Below are 208 nucleotides of genomic sequence, written 5' to 3' on the forward strand. Positions count from 1 at the left end.
GATTGATGCAGTAGCCCCAGTAATTACCAGCTTAAGTTTACATAATGGGAATACTTTTGTAGAGATTTTTGCGAGTGAAGGACTTTACAGCACGAATGGAGGAAGTGGAGCATTAGAAATCAGTGATATTTCCATTTCAATTTCTGGTGGTACGGCAACTAATCCAGTAATAACCAGCTTGAAAAAGGTAGATGGTACTACAGACTTA

At 38.5% G+C, this 208-nt stretch carries 1 protein-coding gene; it reads left to right on the forward strand.

The window, feature by feature from the left end:
* Positions 1 to 208: hypothetical protein (locus tag AWW67_RS19025; RefSeq protein WP_176700032.1), on the forward strand; the 208-nt coding region annotated here is incomplete at both ends.

The organism is Roseivirga seohaensis (assembly GCF_001592945.1).
GTDB lineage: Bacteria > Bacteroidota > Bacteroidia > Cytophagales > Cyclobacteriaceae > Roseivirga > Roseivirga seohaensis.